The organism is Rhodococcus sp. Leaf233 (assembly GCF_001426165.1).
Classification (GTDB): Bacteria; Actinomycetota; Actinomycetes; order Mycobacteriales; family Mycobacteriaceae; genus Rhodococcoides; species Rhodococcoides fascians.
In genome coordinates this window covers 403,851-420,419 of record NZ_LMRO01000008.1, presented here as the reverse complement: position 1 = coordinate 420,419, position 16,569 = coordinate 403,851, and the positions used below count along the sequence as shown (strand labels likewise).

Genomic DNA, 16,569 nt, shown 5'->3' with positions numbered 1-16,569 from the left:
CGGTTTGGACTGGCAAGACTCCGCAAGGTCTCAGGAAGGTTACGAAATGGCATACCCCTGTGTCGACCCCAACGCGCCGAACGGACCGAATTCGGCCGTGTTCTCGCTACCCGGCGCGTTGATCGCCCGGTGTGTCACGAGTCGATAACAGGGGAACATCCGCGGTGCCGTCGTCGTTCACGACGAGCTTGAGTGCGGGCACCATACCGACGTCGGCGAGCACACCCATGGCACCGAGTTCTTCCTGCTCGAGGGTGATACGAGACGGTGAACCGACCCATTGCCCATCCGATCTCGCGGGCATCCCGGGAGCCCCCAGAAGCACCGTCACAACGCAGTCGGCGCAGGCGATGTCACGAACCAGGCAGTCACTGCAGTCGATGATCATTGTGATCCTTGTCTCTTTGTCGCGTCGGACGGTGTAATCGGCCGATCGAACGAAAGGTAGCGCCAGCCACCGACAGGTTCCGCGACTCGACAATCGGCACCTACCGACACGATGCCCTCCGACGCCGTGTTCGGCGTTCTTGTCGGAGGTCGGCCCTAACGTCGTCGCAGTGAGCCTGCCGATCCAGCTGACGTTCGACGAACTCGACACCCCGCTTCACGCCACCACGTTCGTCGTCGTCGACCTCGAAACCACTGGTGGCAGCGCTGACACGGAGGCAATCACCGAAATCGGGGCAGTCAAGGTCAGAGGCGGCGAGATCATCGGCGAATTCGCTACCCTCGTCGACCCGGGCAGATCGATCCCGCCCTACATCGTCGAGTTGACCGGCATCACGACGGCGATGCTGATCGGGGCTCCCCGCATCGAACGCGTTCTCCCCGGCTTTCTCGAGTTCGCTCGCGGATCGGTACTGGTGGCACACAACGCCGGGTTCGACACGGGATTTCTCAAGGCCGCAGCAAGTCGACTCGACATAGCCTGGCCCCGCTTCCAGGTGCTCTGCACGGTCAAACTCGCCCGGCGAGTGCTCACGCGCGACGAGGCACCCTCGGTGAAACTGTCCGCCCTGTCGACGTTGTTCAGATCCAGCACTCGGCCGACTCACCGAGCATTGGACGACGCGCGTGCCACGGTGGACGTGTTGCACGGCCTGATCGAACGAGTGGGCAACCAGGGCGTACACAGCTACGCGGAACTGGTCGACTACCTCCCTGCGGTGTCGGCGGGGCAACGAGCCAAACGCGGCCTGGCCGCACACCTGCCCGATACACCCGGCGTCTACCTCTTCCGAGGACCGTCGGACGAGGTCCTGTACGTAGGCACCTCGAACAACCTCAAGCGTCGGGTGCGCAACTACTTCACCGGTTCCGAGACACGTGGTCGGATGAAGGAGATGGTCTCGCTCGCCACTCGCGTGGACCACGTCGAATGTGCGCACGCACTCGAGGCAGGAGTCCGCGAATTACGGCTGCTCTCGGCTCACGTCCCGCCTTACAACCGCCGATCGAAGTTTCCCCGCAAAGGGTGGTGGGTCACCCTCACCGACGAAGCGTTTCCGCGTCTGTCGATCGTGCGCACTCCCGCACCCAACAGCCTCGGACCGTTCGCTGTTCGGGCGGACGCGGCGGAGGCCTCCGCCCTCGCCGCAGAATTCTGTCGACTTCGTACATGCACCCGCCGGTTGGGCCGCGCGGTTCGACACGGTGACGAGTGCACCGCGACGGACGTCGGTGGCTGCCCAGCGGCGTTCTCCGGGCCCCTGACGGCCGAGGAGTACTCGGGTGCCCCGGCGAAATTTCTGGCGTTCGTGTGTGGACACGACGACGAGCTGCTGTTCGCGATGCGACGCCGCGTCGCCGAGCTCGCGGACCGTGAACTGTTCGAGACAGCCGCGCGTCTCCGCGATCGAATCGCGGTGACGGTGAACGTGCTCCGCAGGATGCACCGAGCAGCCGCCGTTGCGGCCATCGCCGAGCTCGTGGCGGCCAGGCGGACGGCCGACGGTGGCTGGGAGCTGATGGTGGTGCGCTTCGGCCGCTTGGCCGGGGCGGCCGTCGCGCCGAGAGGGGTGCACCCGATGCCCGTCGTCGATGCGATCACGGCGTCGGCCGAGACGGTGATGCCCGATGCGACGCCACTTCGCGGTGCGCCGCCGGAAGAGGTGGGCCTGATCGCGTCGTGGCTCCACACGGACGGGGTGCGCATCGTTCGCACCAGCAGTGGCTACTGCAGCCCTGCTCGGTCTGCGGGTTCGTGGGAGGAGTGGTGTCGAACGGCCCGAGAAGCAACGCGGCAGGAGTGGAGCCCGCGGAACGACCGATGAGGCAGGAGTGCAGCCCGCGGAACGACCGATGAAGCGAGAGTGGAGTCGGCCGAGCAACTAGTGTTGTCTCGGTTGGGTCGAGCTCGCGTCGTGTGTGAGCCCGGAGACGCGTGAGGAGCACAGATGATCAATGCCATCGTCTTGATCGACGCCGAGGCCGATCTGATTCCGGAGACGGCGCAGGCCGTTGCCGATGTGGACGGTGTGTCGGAGGTGTATTCGTGCGCCGGCGACGTCGATCTGATTGCCATCGTCAAGGTGCGTGATCATGCGTCGATCGCCGAGGTCATCACCAAGCACATCAATCGTGTTCGTGGTGTTCGCAGTACGACGACTCACATTGCGTTTCAGTCGTATTCGAGTGCCGACGTCGATGCAGGATTCTCGATCGGCGAGTAGTTCGGTGTGATTCAGTCGGCCAGCGCGGTGGTGCAGCGTGCCCAGTCGGCAAGCAGGCGGGCCGCGGAACCGTTGTCGACAACCGTTGCCGCAGTTGCCAATCCGGCTTCGATTTGCTCGTGCAGGTTTCCCGAGACTCCTCGATGCGCGGCCATGGCCGCGGCGGCGTTGAGTAGCACGGCGTCACGGACGGGTCCGTGTTCGCCTGCGAACACGCGATGTGCCACTGCTGCATTGAATTTCGCGTCCCCGCCTCGGAGGGCCTCGATGGGTGCCCGAGCGATTCCGTAATCGGCCGGGTCGATCGAGTCGACGGTGACGGTCCCGTCGGACACCACGTGCACGGTGGTCGTGGTGGACAGGGTGATTTCGTCGAGCCCGTCGTCACCACGGACGACGAGAACCGAACTACCGCGTCGAGCGAACACGCCGGCGACGACGGGCACCAGATTCTCGAATGCGCAGCCGATCAGTCCGGCGCGTGGGCGGCCCGGGTTGGTCAGGGGGCCCAGCACATTGAAGATCGTCGGAATTCCGATCTCCTTGCGCGCCGGACCGGAGAACCGAAGTGCGGGGTGGTGGATCGGCGCGAAGCAGAACCCGATCCCAACCTGCTCGACGCTCGACGCCACCCCGGCGGGCCCCAGGGTGACCCGCACGCCCAGCGCCTCGAGCACATCGGTCGTACCACTCTTGGACGACGCTGCACGGTTACCGTGTTTGACGACGCGTATTCCGCTGGCAGCGACGACGATCGCGGCCATCGTGGAGATGTTCACCGTGTCCGCACCATCGCCGCCGGTTCCGACGACGTCCACCGCGTCACGGTCGGTCTCGACCAGAAATGCGTGCGCGAGCATGGAGTCGGCGAGACCCTCCAGTTCCGCGGGAGTGGGGCCCTTCATCTTCAGTGCCACCCCGAAGGCAGCGATCTGAGCGGCTGTGGCGTTGTCGGACATGATCTCGTCCATCACCCAGCCGGTATCGGCGCTCGACAGGTCGGCGTGCGTGGTCAACGCTCCGAGGATTCGACGCCACGTTCGCGGCTGCTCGTCACTGGTCCCTGCGGTCATGGTGGATGTGCCGTGCCCTTCTGCTGTCGATGCGCGCGGTGCGGTGGAAGCTTAGTCAGACGTGTCGGCGGGTGAGGCGGGCTGCAGCGCATCCCACCCCAGTACCGCTCCCCCACGCCGTTGCGCGAGACCCGCCATGCGAGACCTCTCCTGCGAACAGTGCAACGCGTCGAGCACCTGTACCCGCTGCAGGACCAGAGCGACACCGTCATCGACTTGCGGCCGATACCCGGTGTCGTCCGGTAGTTCGACCTGCGGACCGACCTCGTACGCATCCTGCGCCGCGACGGCTGCCGCATCGTCGACTTCGTGCGCGGGCAGCACGAGGTGATGCCGCAACAGCACCTCGGAGGACTCGATCCACGTGGGTTCTGTGTTCGCCGCCTCGTCGAGAACGGCGGAGCACGCCCGCGCGTCGTCGAAGCAGCTCGCCACTACCACCAGATCTTCGCGCGTGGGGTCCAGACGTTCCGCGGTCGACCGCGAGAACAACCGCCGAAACCACCCACCTGCACTGCTCTTTGCCATGAGGCCAGCCTTGCACGACTGGACCCTACCGGCCCGTACAGGCCCCTCCACCAGCGCGGGAACAACGGCGCGCTCGGAATCGTTCCTCCGCGACGCGCCAAGACCGGACCCGGATATGCCTTCCGTACTACGACGGGTCATACTTCTTTCTGTGACGAGCGCTGTAGGGACTCAAGGATCGGCAATCACCCAACGCGTGCACTCGCTGAACCGTCCCAATATGGTCAGCGTCGGCACGATCGTGTGGCTGTCGAGTGAACTCATGTTCTTCGCCGGGCTGTTTGCGATGTACTTCGTCGCACGCGCGCAGGCGAATGGAAACTGGCCGCCGGAGCCGACCGAGCTGAACCTCGGGCTGGCTGTTCCGGTGACGGCCGTGCTGATCGCTTCTTCGTTCACCTGCCAGCTGGGCGTGTTCGCTGCCGAGCGTGGCGACGTGTTCGGGCTTCGTCGGTGGTACATCGTCACCCTGGCAATGGGCGCGTTCTTCGTCGCCGGTCAGGGATACGAGTACTACCACCTGGTCCACGAGGGCACGACGCTCTCGAGCAGCGTGTACGGCTCGGTCTTCTACATCACGACCGGCTTCCACGGTTTGCACGTGATCGGCGGACTCATCGCCTTCGTCTTCCTGATCACCAGAACCCTGGTCAGCAAGTTCACGCCCGCGCAGGCCACCGCCGCCATCGTCGTTTCGTATTACTGGCACTTCGTCGACATCGTCTGGATTGCCCTCTTCGCGACGATCTACTTCATCCGCTAGTGACAGTCAGCAAGCCACAGATATCGAGCGAACGGATTCAGCCCCCGACGTTCGGCCCGTCCCGACACGACAAGGGATAGAAGATGAGTACATCTCCCCCAGCAGCAACCGACGACACTTCGGCCTCGAAGGCGCGACGCAAGCGTAAGACGCGTCGACGCGTCACCGGTGCACTCGTTCTGATGATGGGCCTTCTGAGCGCGGGTTTCCTCGCGTCGGCCCTGACGCCTACACCCCAGGTTGCAACAGCCGATACCGATTCGGCGGCGCTGATCCGCGAAGGCAAGCAGCTCTACGACACGTCGTGCGTGACGTGCCACGGTGCCAATTTGCAGGGTGTTCAGGATCGCGGACCGAGTCTCATCGGTGTCGGTGAAGCTGCCGTCTACTTCCAGGTGTCGAGTGGCCGTATGCCGGCTGTTCGCAACGAGGCACAGGCACTGCGCAAGCCGCCGAAGTTCGACGACAAGCAGATCGACGCGCTCGGTGCTTACATCCAGGCCAACGGCGGCGGCCCGACGGTCATTCTCGACGAGAACGGTGAGGTGGCGCAGGAGTCGCTTCGCGGCGACGACGTCGCCCGAGGCAGCGAGCTGTTCCGCCTGAACTGCGCGTCCTGCCACAACTTCACCGGCCAGGGCGGCGCACTGTCGTCGGGCAAGTTCGCGCCGGACCTCGGGCCTGCCAACGAGCAGGAGATCTACACCGCGATGGTCACCGGTCCGCAGAACATGCCCAAGTTCTCCGACCGTCAGCTGACGATCGAGGAGAAGTCGGACATCATCGCCTACGTCAAGTCGGCCCAGGAAACCAAGGCCGCAGGCGGCTGGGGTCTCGGTGGCTTCGGTCCCGGTACCGAGATGATCGCCCTGTGGGTTGTCGGAATCGCCGCTGTCGTCGGCGCAACATTGTGGATCGGAGCTAGATCATGAGCGACGGCGATTCCGGCCGTAAGGACGCCGACAACACCGACGGCACCAATGCCGAGGGTGTGAATCCCGACAAGAAGTACACCGACGAGGAGTTGGCAGCGCTCAGCCGGGACGAGTTGGTCGAACTCGGCACCAATCTCGACGGTGTGGATGTCGCATTCCGTCGTAATCGCTGGGCTGTGGAAGGTACTCGCGCCGAGAAGCGCGCAGAGCGCAGCGTGGCGATCTGGTTTGCCATCGCCGGCCTGTCGGCAGTCGCGTTCATCGGCGTCTACCTCTTCTGGCCTTGGCAGTACGCGGGCATCGGTGACGACAACTACAACCTGTACTCGCTGTACACGCCGCTGATCGGCGGAACGATGGGTCTTGCGATCCTCGCCGTCGGCGTCGGTGCCGTGCAGTTCACCAAGAAGTTCATCCCCGAAGAGGTCTCCATCCAGGACCGCCACGACGGAAGCTCGTCGGAAACGGACCGCAAGACCCTGGTCGCCGAGCTGGGCGATTCGCTCGACACGTCGACCATCGGACGACGCAAGGTCATCAAGCGTTCGCTTCTGTTCGGCGGCGGCGCTCTCGGCGTCATGGCACTGCTCCCCCTCGGCGGCCTCATCAAGAATCCCTGGGCCAAGGGCGAAGATTCTCCGTTGTGGGTATCCGGCTGGACGCCTCGCTACGATGGAGAGACGATCTACCTCCGACGAGACACCGGGCGACCGGAAGATGTTGTTCTCGTACGGCCCGAGGACTTGGACGCTGGTGCCATGGAAACTGTCTTCCCGTTCCGCGAGGCGGACCGCGAGAGCGAGCACGACCTGCTCATGTCACTCCGCGGTATCCGTAACGCAGTCATGCTCATTCGTTTGCGTCCCGACGACGCAAGCACGGTCATCAAGCGCAAGGGCCAGGAGAGCTACAACTACGGCGATTACTACGCCTACTCCAAGATCTGCACGCACCTGGGTTGCCCGACATCGTTGTTCGAGCAGCAGACCAACCGCATTCTCTGCCCTTGCCATCAGTCGCAGTTCAACGCGCTCGAGTACGGCAAGCCGATCTTCGGACCGGCTGCGCGCGCGCTGCCTCAGCTTCCCATCACAGTCAACGAGGAGGGTTACCTAGTGGCACAGCACGACTTCCACGAAGCACTGGGTCCCGCCTTCTGGGAACGTCGACCGGAGCGTGATTCATGAGTCCTTCACTGCAAACCCTCGCCGCCAAGCAGGCGGACGACGTAGACAGTCGTTACCACTTGGCACCAGGTTTGCGCCGCCAGATCAACAAGGTGTTCCCCACCCACTGGTCGTTCCTGCTCGGTGAGATCGCGCTGTACAGCTTCGTGATCCTGCTGATCTCCGGCGTCTTCCTCACCCTGTTCTTCGATCCTTCGCTCAGCGAGGTCGTCTACCAGGGCGCGTACACCCCGCTCAACGGCGTGACCATGTCACGTGCCTACGCGACAGCACTCGACATCTCGTTCGAGGTGCGCGGCGGTCTGTTCATGCGCCAGATCCACCACTGGGCAGCACTGATGTTCGCCGCGTCGATCATCGTGCACATGATGCGCATCTTCTTCACCGGTGCGTTCCGTCGTCCCCGTGAGGCCAACTGGGTCATCGGCTGCCTGCTGCTGATCCTGGCGATGTTCGAGGGCTTCTTCGGATACTCGCTCCCCGACGATCTGCTCTCGGGCACCGGCCTCCGCGCCGCGTTCTCCGGAATCACGATGAGCATCCCGATCGTCGGCACCTGGATGCACTGGTTGATCTTCGATGGGGACTTCCCCGGCACGATCATCATTCCTCGCCTGTACGTGGCGCACGTGCTGCTTCTACCGGCCATCATCCTGGCGCTGATCGCAGCTCACCTGGCTTTGGTCTGGTACCAGAAGCACACGCAGTTCCCCGGACCCGGCCGTACGGAAACCAACGTCGTCGGCGTTCGTATCCTTCCGGTCTTCGCCGTCAAGTCCGGTGCGTTCTTCGCCGTGACGTTCGGCGTGATCGCTGCCATGGGCGGACTGCTGCAGATCAACCCGATCTGGGCGCTCGGTCCGTACAACCCGTCTCAGGTGTCCGCAGGTTCGCAGCCCGACTTCTACATGATGTGGACCGACGGCCTGGCGCGTCTGTGGCCGGCATGGGACATCTACATCGCTGGTCGCTACACGATTCCTGCAGTCTTCTGGGTGGCCGTGATCATGGGCCTCGTCTTCACCGTGATGATTGCCTACCCGTGGATCGAGAAGCGTCTCACCGGAGACAACGCACACCACAACCTGCTGCAGCGTCCCCGCGACGTGCCGGTCCGTACTGCGATCGGCGCAATGTCCATCGCCTTCTACGTCGTTCTGACGCTCTCGTGCGTCAACGACCTGATCGCGTACAAGTTCGACATCTCGCTCAATGCGATGACGTGGATCGGTAGAATCGGAGTGCTCATTGCTCCGCCGATCGCATACTTCGTCGCGTACCGGTTCTGCATCGGCCTACAGCGCAGCGACCGGGCAGTTCTCGAGCACGGCATCGAAACCGGAATCATCAAGCGACTCCCGCACGGCCAGTACGTGGAAATCCACCAGCCGCTCGGACCGGTCGACGATCACGGTCACCCGATCCCGCTCGATTACCAGGGTGCAGCGGTCCCCAAGAAGATGAACAAGCTCGGTTCTGCCGGTAAGCCCGGCTCGGGTTCACTGTTCACCCCGGACCCCGTTGAGCAGAGCAAGGCCCTCGAGGATGCACTCCACAAGGGCGAGCACGAGCAGTTGGCAATGCTTCGCAACTACCAGGCGGGCATTCTGGGCAATGGCCACTCGAACGGCAACGGCCATACCAACGGCAACGGCCATACGAACGGTCACGCCAACGGCAACGGTCATTCCAATGGCCGCGCCAACGGCAACGGCCATGCCGACGGGCACGAAGACACCTCGATTTCTTCGGGTCGTCAGGACAGCGATCGCGATCACTGAGTCCTGACAACGCATTCCGCTGAAGGGCGGCACCGGCAACGGTGCCGCCCTTTTTCGTGTGGTGGCGGTGCTACCCGCTCGACATATGTCCGGAGACGATCCGGCTGGATCTCCATCGGTCCGCGGGAGTCCTGTGAACGGAGGCCGCAACTCTCACAGGCTCCACTCCCCTCCCCCGCCCGAGGACTGCCGATTCAGAGCGCGGTAATGCTCGAGTCGGAGTCGGCACTCACCTGCCGGTAGTCTGCAGACCCATCGGTGACGAGCATCGGCCCGGTCGGTCTCGACCGGTATTAGTATCGGTGTATGGTCCGTATCCCACTCAGTCCCGGTGAACTCGCGCGTGGTGCTCGCTTGGGCACAGCTTTGCGCCGTTTCCGGGGCAGCCGGACCATGACCGAGGTTTCCGACGCCGCAGGCATTTCCGTCGAAACACTCAGAAAAATCGAGACCGGGCGTATCGCAACCCCGGCATTCTTTACCGTCGCCGCACTGTGCACTGCGTTGGAGATCTCGCTCGATGCACTGCTCGAATCCACGACGGATGTGTCGTCGACCCTGCGGGAGGCAGACGCGTCCTGACTGGTTCGGATCCGCGCCGTGGTCTTCCGGGACGTTCATGCGTTCCAGTCCATGACGAAGGACCGGCCCTTGGGGTGTGGCCGGTCCCTCAGCGACCCGCAGTAGGTAGGCGTGGTGCTTCTCAGTCGATCGGCGAGACCCTGACGAGGTTGCCGTCGGGGTCCGCGATCACGAAAGTGCGGCCGAAGACGGCGTCGTGTGGCTTCTGCACTAGGGCAACTCCTTTCGCGACCCAATCGGTGAATATGTTGTCGACTGCCTCCGAGGGGCCGGGCACCATGAGTCCGATCTCGCTCATGCGGGGTGTGCTCGGTACAGAGTGCTCGGCGTAGCCCGTCCACAACGCGAGCAGTACACCGGGGGCAACGTCGAAAGCAACCTAGTGGGGACTCGTGAAGGTCGGTTCGATCTCGAACAGGTCGATGTAGAAGGCGGTGGCGGCCTGGGTCTACCGGACGCCGATCAAGAACAGGTTCGGTGCAGGCATAGAGGGTTCCTAATCGAAGTACTCACACCAGCCGCAGCTCGCGAACGCATCGGTCAGCTCGCCACAGTTCTGGCCGAAAAGCACTCGACCCCCCCGCCGGCTGACCCGGTCGGAATGCCCCTGCACTCGAGCGATGTCCCCGGTGTGCACGTCCCAGCACAGAAAAGGGCCCCGATCGCTCTCGTGAACGATCGGGGCCCTTTCCGGGTGTCTACAGGTCAGTGGCGTTCGGCACCGATGTGGTACTCGAAGACCAATCCAGCGGCCGAGGCGATGACGCACACGACGCCCAGAGCGATCAACCAGGGCTGGAAGAAGGCAAAGCCCAGAGCGGTGATCGACGCCGCCACGGCCAGCACGAACGGCCAGAAGCTGCCGGGGCTGAAGAAGCCCAGGTCGCCTGCGCCGTCACTTACCTCGGCGTCGTCGAAGTCTTCGGGCCGAGTGTCGAGCCGTCGAGCTACGAATCGGAAGTACGTTCCGACGATCAGCGTCAGGCCGACCGACAGGAAGATCGCCGTGACGCCTGCCCACTCGACGCCGGTTCGGCTCAATCCTGTGAACAGCGCATACACGATGCCGACCAGGAGGAAGAAGACCGTGAGGATCTCGAAGATCTTCGCTTCGATTTTCATATCAGCATGCTTCCTTGGTCAGTTGCCTTCGGCGACGGTGGCGGTACGGACGGTGCGATCGGTCTCGAACGGCGAGGTGCTGGTCGCGAGCGGGCTCTCACCGATGGCTTCGAGCGCCTGCGCGTTGGTCAGCGCTTCGCCACCCTCGGACAACGGCTTGCGCAGCTCGATGTACTGCTCGAACTTGTCCGGGGACACGGCGCGAACCTCGAAGTTCATCATCGAGTGGAACGTGCCGCACATTTCCGTGCATCGACCGACGAACGAACCCTCGCGCTCGATTTCGCTGATCTGGAACACGTTGTCGGAATGGTTCTCCTCGGGGTTGGGGAGAACGTCACGCTTGAACAAGAACTCCGGAACCCAGAAGCCGTGGATGACGTCCGAGGATGCCAGCACGAATTCGATGCGCTTTCCGGTGGGAAGGACGAGCACCGGAATCTCGGCGCTGGAACCGACCGTTTCGATCTTGTTGTAGTGCAGGTAGGACAGATCCTGGGGAATGGCACCGTGGATCGCACCGGGTACGAACTCGCCGTCCTCGCTACCCTCGGCACCTTCGCCGGGAGTTGCGGCGGCTTCTGCGGCGGCCTGCTCCTCTTCGTCGGTGCCCTCGTACTTGGCAGCACCGTCCTTGAGGTCGATGGTCCGGTATCCGAACTTCCAGTTCCACTGGTATGCGGTCACGTCGACCTGGACGTCGGGATCTGCCTGCTTCTCGTCGACGTAGTTCTGAACCACGACGGTGAAGTAGAAGAGCACGGCGATGATCACGAACGGAACCGCCGTGTAGAACAGCTCGAGCGGAACGTTGTACGCGGTCTGACGCGGGAACTCCGGGGAGCTCTTCTTCTTACGGTGGAAGAGCACCACCCAGAAGATCAAGACCCACACGACGATGCCCATGACCAGGGCGGCGATGACCGACCAGGTCCACAGGTCGCCGATGCGTCGTCCCTGCGGAGTGACGCCCGAGGCGAAACCGAAATTGAGTACGTTGTCACTGCTGATGGAACAGCCCGACAGCATCAACGCGGCTACACCGAGAAATGCTGTCAGCCCCGCTCGCCGAAGGATCCGACTATGCGCCACGTTCACGCCTTCCTGATTGCCCACCACTGAAGAATAAGGGCTTCCACATGGAGATGCCCGAGTACTACGCAGCGTAGACCAAAGCTGACGCGGAGCCACCCTTGGGTCGTTACCTAGGTTCGAGCGTGTCTGCGGCATACTCGGTTCCTGATCGACCGTCCCGCTGACGACACGCGGAGATCCGGCCCCCGGCATTGTCCCCAACTGCGAGAAGAGGTAGCAGACGCTGTGTGTGGACTGCTCGGAGTACTGACATCTCACGGAACGACCGCCGCCGGCGTCGAGCTGGTGAGCTCGGCGACTCACTGCATGCGCCATCGAGGCCCGGACGAGCCCGGTGGCACCTGGCACGACGACGACGTCGTGTACGGCTTCAATCGACTCTCGTTCATCGACATCGAACACTCGCATCAGCCGATGCGGTGGGGACCTCCGGGTTCACCCGACCGGTACGCGTTGGTGTTCAACGGCGAGATCTACAACTACCTCGAGTTGCGTGCTGAGCTCGCGCGCGATCACGGTGCAGAATTCGCCACCGAAGGTGACAGCGAATCGATCGTTGCGGCATTCCACTACTGGGGCGCTGCCGCCGTGCAACGTCTGCGAGGAATGTTCGCCTTCGCCATCTGGGACACCGAGACGCGCGAGATGTTCATCGCGCGCGATCCCTTCGGCATCAAGCCGCTGTTCTACGCCACGGGCCCGGGTGGAACCGCGTTCGGCAGTGAGAAGAAGAGCGTTCTCGAACTGATGGAGCTGCTGGGCGTCGAGCTCGATCTCGACCCGCGGGCCATCGAGCACTACACCGTGCTTCAGTACGTCCCGGAACCGGAGACGCTGCACGCGGGGATCAGGCGGCTCGAGTCGGGTTGCTACGCCACCCTCTCCCCCGGTACGCCGCCGAAGATCACCCGATACTTCACACCGACGTTCCCGGTGAAGCCTTTCGCTCCCGGCAGCGAGAAGGCTCGCTACCAGGAGATTGCCGAGGCGCTCGAAGATTCGGTCGCCAAGCACATGCGAGCCGACGTGACCGTCGGTTCCTTCCTCTCGGGCGGCATCGATTCCACGGCCATCGCGGCACTGGCGATTCGACACAATCCGAACTTGATCACCTTCACGACCGGCTTCGAGCGCGAGGGTTACTCCGAGGTCGACGTTGCAGCGGAGTCGGCAGCCGCGATAGGTGCTCGGCACATCGTGAAAGTGGTCGGACCTGAAGAGTTCGCGGCGTCCATTCCCGAGATCGTCTGGTACCTGGACGACCCGGTGGCCGATCCGGCGCTCGTACCGCTCTACTTCGTCGCCAAAGAAGCTCGCAAACACGTCAAGGTCGTGCTGTCCGGAGAGGGTGCGGACGAACTGTTCGGCGGCTACACCATCTACCGCGAGCCGCTGTCGTTGAAGCCGTTCGAGTCTCTACCCGCATTTCTACGCCGCGCAGCCGGATCGTTGAGCGAGCGCATTCCCGAAGGCACGCGCGGCAAGAGCTTGCTGCACCGAGGATCGATGACCCTCGAGGAGCGCTACTACGGCAACGCACGCAGCTTCAACGACGCGCAGTTGCGATCGGTGCTGCGTGAGTTCCGTTCGGAGTGGACGCATCAGGACGTCACCGCGCCCATCTACGCGCAGTCGCAGGGGTGGGATCCCGTGGCTCGTATGCAGCATCTGGATCTGTTCACCTGGCTTCGCGGCGACATTCTGGTCAAGGCCGACAAGATCACCATGGCGAACTCGCTCGAGCTGCGCGTCCCGTTCCTCGATTCCGAGGTCTATCGCGTGGCGGAGAAGTTGCCGTTGGACCAGAAGATCACCAAGAGCACTACCAAATACGCGCTGCGCCAGGCGCTGGAAGGCATCGTTCCCGGTCATGTGCTGCACCGCGCCAAGCTCGGTTTTCCGGTGCCACTGCGCCACTGGCTGCGCGGTACCGAACTCTTCGACTGGGCTCACCAGCAGATCGCCGAGTCACAGACCGATCACCTTCTGAACAAGGCAGCCATCGTCGCCATGCTCGACGACCATCGGGCAGGCAAATCGGATCACAGCCGTCGCCTGTGGACGCTGCTCATCTTCATGGTGTGGCACGGGATCTTCGTGGAGAAGCGCATCGTGCCGCAGATCGCCGAGCCGGAGTACCCGGTCAACATCTGACTGGTACACCCGTCTCCCCGGGATCAATGTGGATTTCAGTTGCTCAGATTGCAACAAAGCCGCATTGATCCCGCTGAGGGGAGCCGATCTCAGGCGGGCAGCAACGCGCCGATCTCCTCGCCGGCTTCGGCACCGTACGCCGCGCTCAGGCGTTTGATCGCGTCGTCGCGGTTCAGACTCCATTCCTGCGTTCCGGTGGTCTCGAGGACCAGCACGGCAACCAGAGAACCGAGCTGAGCAGCTCGTTCGATGCTCGCTCCGGCGAGGTGGCCGGTGAGGAACCCGGCACGGAACCCGTCGCCCACTCCGGTGGGATCGACCTTGCTCGTCTCGGGCACGACACCGATGTGGGTGTGCTTCCCACCCTTTTCGACGATGTCCACGCCCCGCTTGCCCAGCGTGGTGACCCGCAGGTCCACCTTGTCCGCGATATCGGCGTCGGACATCCCGGTCTTCTGCTTGAGCAGTGCCCATTCGTATTCGTTGGTGAACAGGTAGGCCGCCCCGTCGATCAGGTCGGTGGCCTGTGCGGCGTCGAGTCGCGCGAGTTGCTGGGACGGGTCGGCGGCAAAGGGAACACCTGCTGCGCGGCACTGGTCCGTGTGGGCGGTCATCGCATCCGGATCGTTGGCCCCGATCAGCACGAGATCGAGCTTGTGCTGCGCGGCCAGCGCATCGATGGAGATGTCGCGGGCTTCGCTCATGGCACCGGGATAGAACGACGCGATCTGCGCCATGTCCTCGTCGGTGGTGCAGACGAAGCGTGCCGTGTGCGCGGTGGCAGACACGCTGACGCCACTGCAATCGACTCCGTGCTCTTCGAGCCAGGTCCGATACTCGGCGAAGTCCGGCCCCACGGCTCCGACGAGGAGCGGAGAGCCGCCGAGGACCCCGAGCGCGTAGGCGATGTTTCCGCCCACTCCCCCTTTACGGATGACCAGGTCGTCCACCAGGAAGCTCAGCGAAATGTTCGCGAGCTGATCGGCGACGATCTGCTCAGCGAACCGACCGGGGAATCGCATCAGATGGTCGGTTGCAATCGAGCCGGATACCGCGAGAGTCACGAAGAAGGGCCTTTCGGAGTGAAGTTCTGGATGATCGACGAGCAGACACGACTGTGACCGATACACGAATACGTGTATCGGTCACAGTCGAGAGCGAGTCAGCTCAGTTGAACGAGTCGCCGCACGCGCACGATCCGGTCGCGTTCGGGTTGTCGATCGTGAAGCCCTGCTTCTCGATCGTGTCCACGAAGTCGATGGATGCACCCTCCACGTAGGGAGCGCTCATCCGGTCGACTGCGAGGGTGACGCCGCCGAAGTCGACCGCGAGGTCGCCGTCGAGGCTTCGATCGTCGAAGAAGAGCTGATAGCGCAGTCCTGCACACCCACCGGGCTGTACAGCGATGCGCAGCGCGAGGTCGTCGCGGCCCTCTTGATCCAGCAACGCCTTGGCCTTGGCCGAAGCGGTCTCCGTCATGGTGACCTTGTGCGCCGTGGTTTCGGTCGTTGTGGTCTCATTCGAAACGGTCATGGGCTCTCCCTATCAGTCGTACCAAACCCGTGAACAAACTCAACCGTACTCCGGGTTGCTCTATTCCTTGCGCGCGCCGCCCCTGTTCGAGGGCCCGGCAACAGCACTCCCCGCCACGTGCGCGGCCAGCTTTTCGAGCTGATTGGCCGCATCGGTCATGGCCACCTCCACAGACCCGGCGAACTCGCTGATCGAGTGAGCGGCCGAGATACCGGCCGACGCCAAGTCGTCCTTGCTCAACGTCACCTGGCCGGCGAGCACCACGGTCTCGATTCCGGTGGCACCGCCTGCAGCGGCGATTCTGGTCACCAACTTGCCTCGCAGCGACTGCGAATCGAACTTTCCCTCCCCGGTCAACACCAGGTCGACGGAGTCCAGGAGTTCCCGCTGACCGGTTCGTTCCGCCACCACGGCAGCACCCGGCACCTGCCTGCCACCGACGGCGAACAGGGCCGCCCCCATCCCGCCCGCGGCACCCGCACCGGGACGGTCTGCCACGTCGTGGCCCGCAGCCGACAGAACGGCAGCCCAGTCGGCGTTCAGTTCTTCGAGTCGCTCGACCGTCTCGGTATCGGCACCCTTCTGCGGCCCGAACACCCGAGCAGCACCGGCATCGCCGAGCAGGGGGTTCTCCACGTCCGACGCGGCGACGAGGTCGATTCCCGAGAACCGTTCGATTGCCGACCCCAGCCCGCCGAGTGCGCGGATCATCGCTCGTCCGCCGTCGGTGCAACTGCTCCCGCCGAGTCCGACGACGATCGACGTGGCACCACTGTTCAACGCCTCGCTCAGCAGCTGGCCGACGCCGTAGCTGTTCGCCTTCAGCGCCGACTGCGGAGTCAGCGGACCGTCGACGAGGTGCAGCCCGCAGGCCTGAGCCGATTCGATGTACGCCACCGTGCCGTCGAGCAGCCAGCGGGCCTGCACCGGCGTCCCGAGCGGTCCGTCCACGTCGGCGACGTGGATTGTGCCGATACGCGAGGCCAGTACCTCGACGAACCCCGGTCCACCGTCGGATTGGGGTGCCAGTTCCAGCTCGTCACCGCTCCGGACGCCCGCCCATCCTCTGGCAATGGCGGCGGCTGCATCTGCGGCTGTCAGGGTGTCCCCGAAGGAGTCCGGCGCAATCATCACTCGCATTCTC

17 protein-coding genes are annotated in these 16,569 nt (G+C 63.7%); 8 read left to right on the top strand and 9 right to left on the bottom strand.

Annotated features, from left to right (window positions below; all coding sequences use genetic code 11):
* Nucleotides 1–106: 106 nt before the first annotated feature.
* Nucleotides 107–388 carry a hypothetical protein gene (locus ASH04_RS09910; protein WP_032384652.1) on the bottom strand — a complete coding sequence of 94 codons (282 nt, stop codon included), beginning with the start codon at nt 386–388 and terminating at the stop codon, nt 107–109.
* Nucleotides 389–557: 169 nt separating this feature from the next.
* On the opposite strand from ASH04_RS09910, the gene ASH04_RS09905 reads away from it, so the two are divergent.
* Nucleotides 558–2,273: a DEDD exonuclease domain-containing protein gene (locus tag ASH04_RS09905; protein WP_032370295.1), complete on the top strand. Its 1,716-nt coding sequence runs from the start codon at nt 558–560 to the stop codon at nt 2,271–2,273.
* A gap of 123 nt (nt 2,274–2,396) precedes the next feature.
* Entirely contained in the window at nt 2,397–2,672 is a 276-nt protein-coding gene (locus ASH04_RS09900; RefSeq protein WP_032370294.1) for an Lrp/AsnC family transcriptional regulator, read from the top strand.
* 11 nt (nt 2,673–2,683) lie between these two features.
* Here the strand turns inward: ASH04_RS09900 and trpD are convergent, their stop codons facing one another.
* Together trpD and ASH04_RS09890 are read right to left on the bottom strand one after the other, a co-directional pair.
* A complete protein-coding gene (trpD, locus tag ASH04_RS09895; RefSeq protein WP_057473405.1) occupies nt 2,684–3,745 on the bottom strand; it encodes an anthranilate phosphoribosyltransferase in 1,062 nt (353 codons plus the stop codon).
* A 51-nt stretch (nt 3,746–3,796) separates the two neighbouring features.
* Complete coding sequence (locus tag ASH04_RS09890; RefSeq protein ID WP_032370292.1) at nt 3,797–4,273, bottom strand: hypothetical protein; 477 nt, start codon at nt 4,271–4,273, stop codon at nt 3,797–3,799.
* Nucleotides 4,274–4,424: 151 nt separating this feature from the next.
* Between ASH04_RS09890 and ctaE the strand changes: the two genes are divergently transcribed.
* The 5 genes from ctaE (at nt 4,425) to ASH04_RS09865 (ending at nt 9,521) form a co-directional block, all read left to right on the top strand.
* On the top strand, nt 4,425–5,036 hold the full coding sequence (ctaE, locus tag ASH04_RS09885; protein WP_027497380.1) for an aa3-type cytochrome oxidase subunit III: 612 nt from the start codon (nt 4,425–4,427) through the stop codon (nt 5,034–5,036).
* An 83-nt stretch (nt 5,037–5,119) separates the two neighbouring features.
* Nucleotides 5,120–5,968, top strand: a complete 849-nt coding sequence (gene qcrC / locus ASH04_RS09880; protein ID WP_057473404.1) for a cytochrome bc1 complex diheme cytochrome c subunit — start codon at nt 5,120–5,122, stop codon at nt 5,966–5,968.
* Entirely contained in the window at nt 5,965–7,158 is a 1,194-nt protein-coding gene (gene qcrA / locus ASH04_RS09875; RefSeq protein ID WP_230074373.1) for a cytochrome bc1 complex Rieske iron-sulfur subunit, read from the top strand. Before qcrC ends, qcrA begins: the two co-directional genes overlap by 4 nt.
* Entirely contained in the window at nt 7,155–8,939 is a 1,785-nt protein-coding gene (qcrB, locus tag ASH04_RS09870) for a cytochrome bc1 complex cytochrome b subunit (RefSeq protein WP_057473403.1), read from the top strand. The genes qcrA and qcrB overlap by 4 nt, the downstream gene beginning before the upstream one ends.
* 306 nt (nt 8,940–9,245) lie before the next feature.
* Nucleotides 9,246–9,521 (top strand): helix-turn-helix domain-containing protein, encoded by a 276-nt coding sequence (locus ASH04_RS09865; protein WP_032370291.1) that lies wholly within the window; start codon nt 9,246–9,248, stop codon nt 9,519–9,521.
* 121 nt (nt 9,522–9,642) lie between these two features.
* Here ASH04_RS09865 and ASH04_RS27155 read toward each other — a convergent pair whose 3' ends face one another.
* The 3 genes from ASH04_RS27155 to ctaC form a co-directional block, all read right to left on the bottom strand.
* Nucleotides 9,643–9,819 (bottom strand): VOC family protein, encoded by a 177-nt coding sequence (locus ASH04_RS27155; protein WP_235579978.1) that lies wholly within the window; start codon nt 9,817–9,819, stop codon nt 9,643–9,645.
* 407 nt (nt 9,820–10,226) lie between these two features.
* Nucleotides 10,227–10,643 (bottom strand): cytochrome c oxidase subunit 4, encoded by a 417-nt coding sequence (locus ASH04_RS09855; RefSeq protein WP_027497386.1) that lies wholly within the window; start codon nt 10,641–10,643, stop codon nt 10,227–10,229.
* An 18-nt stretch (nt 10,644–10,661) separates the two neighbouring features.
* The gene (gene ctaC, locus ASH04_RS09850; RefSeq protein ID WP_027497387.1) at nt 10,662–11,741 is read right to left on the bottom strand and encodes an aa3-type cytochrome oxidase subunit II; all 1,080 of its coding nucleotides are present in this window, start codon (nt 11,739–11,741) and stop codon (nt 10,662–10,664) included.
* Between the two features lie 222 nt (nt 11,742–11,963).
* On the opposite strand from ctaC, the gene asnB reads away from it, so the two are divergent.
* The gene (asnB, locus tag ASH04_RS09845; protein WP_032387839.1) at nt 11,964–13,892 is read left to right on the top strand and encodes an asparagine synthase (glutamine-hydrolyzing); all 1,929 of its coding nucleotides are present in this window, start codon (nt 11,964–11,966) and stop codon (nt 13,890–13,892) included.
* A gap of 89 nt (nt 13,893–13,981) precedes the next feature.
* Here the strand turns inward: asnB and ASH04_RS09840 are convergent, their stop codons facing one another.
* The 3 genes from ASH04_RS09840 to ASH04_RS09830 all read right to left on the bottom strand — a co-directional run bounded on the left by ASH04_RS09840 (nt 13,982) and on the right by ASH04_RS09830 (nt 16,565).
* A complete protein-coding gene (locus ASH04_RS09840) occupies nt 13,982–14,956 on the bottom strand; it encodes a carbohydrate kinase family protein (protein ID WP_027497389.1) in 975 nt (324 codons plus the stop codon).
* Nucleotides 14,957–15,059: 103 nt separating this feature from the next.
* Nucleotides 15,060–15,425, bottom strand: coding sequence for a HesB/IscA family protein (locus ASH04_RS09835; protein WP_027497390.1), 366 nt, complete (start codon nt 15,423–15,425; stop codon nt 15,060–15,062).
* A gap of 60 nt (nt 15,426–15,485) precedes the next feature.
* Complete coding sequence (locus ASH04_RS09830; protein ID WP_057473482.1) at nt 15,486–16,565, bottom strand: glycerate kinase family protein; 1,080 nt, start codon at nt 16,563–16,565, stop codon at nt 15,486–15,488.
* Nucleotides 16,566–16,569: the final 4 nt, after the last annotated feature.